This window comes from Bacillus sp. GMa5/1 (assembly GCF_050172015.1).
Classification (GTDB): Bacteria; Bacillota; Bacilli; order Bacillales; family Bacillaceae_G; genus Bacillus_A; species Bacillus_A cereus.
Map to the genome: position 1 here is coordinate 1 of NZ_JBNLYC010000232.1, position 5389 is coordinate 5389.

Genomic DNA, 5389 nt, shown 5'->3' on the forward strand with positions numbered 1-5389 from the left:
TAATTCAAAACTTATTTTATTTACTAATTTTTTCTCTTCACTATCAATTTTTCTTTTTTAACATCTTATTATTCGCAATATCTAATAATCTCTCTCTTATCTCTTCTTTACGCATCCCCTCAAAATCATTCATAAACTGTCTCAAAATCTCTTGATCCATTAAAACAGCTTTTCCTATATGAATTTTAGGAAATATTTGCTCTGGGTGTATCTCACCTTCATTTAATAACTCTTCATACATTTTTTCCCCTGGTCTTAATCCAGTAAATTCAATTCTGATATCTTCAATAGAGTAACCTGAAAGAGTAATTAAATTTTTAGCTAAATCCACAATTTTTACTGGATCTCCCATATCTAATACGAATAATTCTCCACCTCTAGCCAATGTACCCGCCTGAATCACTAACCTTGAAGCCTCGGGTATTGTCATAAAGTAACGAATCATATCCGGATGCGTAACAGTTACAGGTCCACCTTTTTGAATTTGTTTCTTAAATAAGGGAATTACACTCCCCCTACTCCCAAGGACATTACCAAACCTAACGGCAACAAAACGTGTATTTGTACTAACAGATGCCATATGCTGCACAATCATTTCTGCAAATCGCTTTGTAGCTCCCATTACATTGGTTGGATTTACAGCTTTATCTGTAGAAACCATTACAAACGTATTTACTTTAAATGTATCTGCCGCTTCAGCTACATTTTTCGTGCCAAAAATATTATTTTTCACAGCTTCTTCAGGATTACGTTCCATTAAAGGAACATGCTTATGTGCAGCCGCATGATATACGATATATGGCTGATGCTTTTTCATTATTTCAAAGATTTTATGACGATCTTGCACATCAGCAATTTCTGTTGTAATTTCAACTGTATCTTGATAGGTAACTCTCATTTCCATTTCGATATTATAAATGCTGTTTTCACCATGTCCTAAAAGAACAATTTTAACGGGTTTGTATTTCATCACTTGACGACAAATTTCTGATCCAATTGATCCACCAGCACCTGTTACTAAAATTGTTTTACCAGTAATTTGCTCTCCAATTCCTGCATCATCTAATTGGATCGGCTCTCTTCCTAATAAATCTTCCACTTGTACATCTCGGAATTCATTAACAGAAACTTTGCCATCTAAAAGATCTTCAAGCATTGGTACAATTTGCGTTTTCGCCTTCGTTTTTCTACACTTCTCAAAGATCTCGTTTATTTGATTTCTATTTAAGGAAGGGATTGCAATAATAATATGTTCTATATCATTATCTTCTACAATTTCTTGGATATGATTTGTTGTACCAACAACCGGCACATTATAAATCTCCAATTTTTGCTTATTTCTATCATCATCAACAAACGCAATTGGATACAGATCCGCTTCTTTATTATGCTGTAATTGACGTACTACCATCGTTCCTGCTGAACCTGCACCAATAATTAATGTTCGTTTTTTATCAGTTGCTTTCGCAATATATGTATCACGGAACATACGCCATACGAAGCGAGAGCCGCCGATTAATAATAAATGTAGCATCCATGCGATTGCTAAAATTCGAACATAAATATCGTGATTAATAATTTGTTGAACAATTGCTGTTACTATAATTGATAGCGTTATTGCTTTAAATATTTGTTTTAATTCCCCAATACTTGCATATTCCCAAGCCTTGTTATACAACTTATAAATAGCTGCAAAAACATGATGACTACATAATAACGTAATCGAACTAATAACTACTGTCGCAGGAATTTTACTTAATATATTGGGATGTATGAACCAATAACTTAAGTAAACAGCAGTTAACACGATAAATGAATCTAATAAAATTAATAACGAGAGCCGTTTTCGATAACTCAATATACCTGTTCCCTTCTTTATACAATTCATATCTTATTTTGATAATAAAAAAGGACATTCTCTTATGAATGTACCTTTTCTTTTTTTACAAGTTCTTTCATATATTCCATTAAATCAACTTTTAATTCTTCATTTTGAAGTGCCATTTCAATCGTGGTCTTAATAAATCCAAACTTCTCCCCAACATCGTAACGTGTACCTTCGAAGTCATAAGCAAATACACGTTGAACTTCATTTAATCGTTGAATTGCATCTGTCAATTGAATTTCCCCACCAGCACCTGTTTGTTGATTCTCAAGGAACATAAAGATTTCTGGCGTTAATACGTAACGTCCCATAATTGCTAAATTTGATGGTGCTGTTCCTTGAGCTGGTTTTTCCACAAATTGACGCACTTGATAACGGCGATCATTTTGTTCAACTGGATCGATAATACCGTAACGATGTGTTTCGTTTTCTGGCACTGTTTGTACACCTATAACGGATGAGTGTGTTCCCTCATATTGATCCATTAATTGGCGCAAACATGGCGTTTCTGCTTGCACAATATCATCACCAAGTAATACCGCAAATGGTTCATTTCCAATAAATTTACGTGCACACCATACTGCATGCCCTAAACCCTTTGGTTCTTTCTGTCTTATGTAATGAATATTAATTTTTGAAGAAGCTTGTACTTTCTCAAGCATCTCATGCTTCCCTTTTTCTAGTAAGCTTTGCTCTAATTCAAAGGAATGATCAAAATGATCTTCAATGGCACGTTTACCTTTTCCAGTAACAATAATAATATCTTCAATTCCTGATTCTATCGCTTCTTCTACTATGTATTGAATTGTTGGTTTATCAACAATTGGTAACATTTCTTTCGGCATTGCCTTTGTTACCGGTAAAAACCTTGTCCCCAGTCCCGCAGCTGGAATAATTGCTTTTCTTACTTTTTTCAAATCTAGTACCCCCAGACATATTATTATATCCATATGTAACAATAACAAAAACCCTACCTATAGAGTCGTCTTTACAACTCCATAAGTAGAGTTTCTAACATAAATAAATTATGGGCATCTAACCCATCCTCACGTCATACTCCCGACGACAAGCGTCTAAGGTAGGTTCGAAATAAAAATTTCTACCCACAGCACGACCGAGTGCCTCCGTTGATAACGGTTAGGAGACATCACCTGTTCTTTATTTAAAAGATGCCAAACAACTTTTTACGGCGAATTTGTTCTGGATCTTCTTTATAAATTGCTTTCCCGCTAATTATTAAATATGGATTCTCTCTTAAATCATTCATAACACTTGAACCGTATTCTTTCTCTATTAGTTCATAGCTTTCCGCTAAATGAAATCCTCTTGATGTCGTGTTATGTGCATCTGATGCGATCATATGTGTTAAATTATGTTCTACAAGCTGTAGTGAGAATTTTTTAATTTTTTTTCCAAATTTCCCAAGTAAACTACCTGCTGTCACTTGTGTTAATGCACCTTTATTTACAAGATTATATAACTTATCTGGCCGCTCGATTAACTCGGCATTACGTTCCGGATGAACGATAATTGGAATCATTCCTTTTACGCGCAATTCATATAGTAGTTGTTCTGCATAACGAGGTACGTGATTTGATGGGAATTCAATGAATATATATTTATTTGTTTCATTTAAAGTAACAATTTTACCAGCTTCATAGTCTTCTAATAAATCGCCATATAATCTGACCTCTTGCCCAGGTAAAATGGTAAGTGGAATATTATGTTGTTGTAGTTCATCATTTAGTTGTTTTACGTGATGAATAATTGAGGTACGTTCATTTACATATTTTCCATTTTGATGGTGTGGCGTTGCGACAATGGTATGTATTCCTTCTGAAACGGCTTGTTGTGCCATTGCTAAACTATCTGTTACTGTCTGTGCACCGTCATCGATACCAGGTAAAATGTGACAATGTAAATCTATCATTTGTTTCATCCTCCCTCTCTCCTATAAAGATCTTTTTTCCCTTGAATATGAGATATCGCTCATATTCAAGGGAAAAAAGGAGATATGTTTTTACCATATCTCACTTTAAAATTAGTTTGCACCGTAGTAGTAGTATAGGCCTTGTTCACGTTCACGGTCGTTTAGAACGACGCCCAACAATTTACCTTTAGCCGATTCTAACAAACCTTTTGCTTTTACCGCTGTTTCTTTTTCTGTTGATTCACTACGAACAACAAGAATAGAAGCATCACATACATTTGCCATAATTTGCGCATCGGTAACAGCTAAAATAGGTGGCATATCAAAAATAACTAAGTCGTACATGCTGTATGCTTGCCCAAGAAGTTCTTTCATTGATTTCGAACCTAGCAATTCGGCCGGGTTTGGTGGGATTGGACCACAAGCTAAAAAGTGTAGATTGTCTACAGATGTCGTTTGTACACATTTTTCTAAACGTTCACTATGTGTTAGTACATTCGTAAGTCCAAAAATGTTATCTACTTGAAACATTTGGTGCATTGCTGGTTTACGCATATCTGCATCAATTAATAATACTTTTTTTCCTTGTTGAGCAAACACAACTGCCATATTAGCTGTCGTTGTTGTTTTCCCTTCACTTGGGTTTGCAGACGTGACCATTAATGAATGTAAATTCGTATCAATAGCTGCAAATTCAATATTCGTTCGAATATTACGATATTGTTCTGAAATTGGTGATTTCGGTTGTTGATGAGCAATTAATTGACGGCGTTGACGATGATTCTTTTTCTTTTTAAATAAATTAAGAGCCAATTGTTTGTCCCCTCACTTTTCTTGATGATGGAGCGTGTGATTTCACGTTCATTGTTTCTTCATCCATACGAGCTACAATCCCTAATACTGGTAAGCCAAGTAAGTTTTCCACATCTTCTTCTTTTTTCACTGTGTTATCTAAGTACTCTAGTAAGAATGCAAGACCAACCGAAGCCATTAAACCAACAATAAAAGCAATTGCTACATTAAGCATAGGCGCTGGTTTAATCGGTGATTGATTTTCTGCAACTTCTGCTTTTGACAGTACTGTTACATTATCAACGTTCATGATTTTTGCAACTTCACCTTTAAATACATCTGCCGTTGCATTCGCAATATCGCGAGCTAGTTTTGGATCTTTATCCTCAGCTGTTACAGAGATTACTTGTGAATCCTTTTCATTTGCAACATTAATCTTTCCTGTTAGTGCTTGAGCTGTCATATTTAAATTTAATTTTTCATTCACTTGTTCTAAGATTACTGGACTTTTAATAATAACCTTATATGTATTCGTTAATTGAATATTTGATTGAATTTCCCCTAACTGAATTGCCGTTCCCTCTTGCTTTTTCTGGTTAACAAGAATTTGCGTCGAAGATTGATAGATTGGTGTCATGAAGAAAAAGCTAATGATAGCACTTACAATAGCTGCACCAAAGGCGATTACGAGGATCATTGCTAAACGTTTTTTTAAGATATGAAATAACTCTTTTAAACTAATTGTTTCTTCCATAGGTTCCTCCAACTTTCTAAAATTTACA

The 5389-nt window shown here is 34.7% G+C and carries 5 protein-coding genes; all 5 read right to left on the reverse strand.

Features of this window, described 5'->3' with window-relative positions:
• Positions 1-43: 43 nt before the first annotated feature.
• Positions 44-1858 carry a polysaccharide biosynthesis protein gene (locus ACQGSG_RS26140; protein WP_000122125.1) on the reverse strand — a complete coding sequence of 605 codons (1815 nt, stop codon included), beginning with the start codon at positions 1856-1858 and terminating at the stop codon, positions 44-46.
• A gap of 62 nt (positions 1859-1920) precedes the next feature.
• The gene (bpsC, locus tag ACQGSG_RS26145; RefSeq protein ID WP_000757831.1) at positions 1921-2802 is read right to left on the reverse strand and encodes a UTP--glucose-1-phosphate uridylyltransferase BpsC; all 882 of its coding nucleotides are present in this window, start codon (positions 2800-2802) and stop codon (positions 1921-1923) included.
• 245 nt (positions 2803-3047) lie between these two features.
• Positions 3048-3815, reverse strand: coding sequence for a tyrosine-protein phosphatase (locus tag ACQGSG_RS26150; RefSeq protein ID WP_025966836.1), 768 nt, complete (start codon positions 3813-3815; stop codon positions 3048-3050).
• 111 nt (positions 3816-3926) lie between these two features.
• The gene (locus ACQGSG_RS26155) at positions 3927-4628 is read right to left on the reverse strand and encodes a CpsD/CapB family tyrosine-protein kinase (protein ID WP_001207150.1); all 702 of its coding nucleotides are present in this window, start codon (positions 4626-4628) and stop codon (positions 3927-3929) included.
• Positions 4618-5361 carry a YveK family protein gene (locus tag ACQGSG_RS26160; protein ID WP_000393160.1) on the reverse strand — a complete coding sequence of 248 codons (744 nt, stop codon included), beginning with the start codon at positions 5359-5361 and terminating at the stop codon, positions 4618-4620. The genes ACQGSG_RS26155 and ACQGSG_RS26160 overlap by 11 nt, the downstream gene beginning before the upstream one ends.
• Positions 5362-5389: the final 28 nt, after the last annotated feature.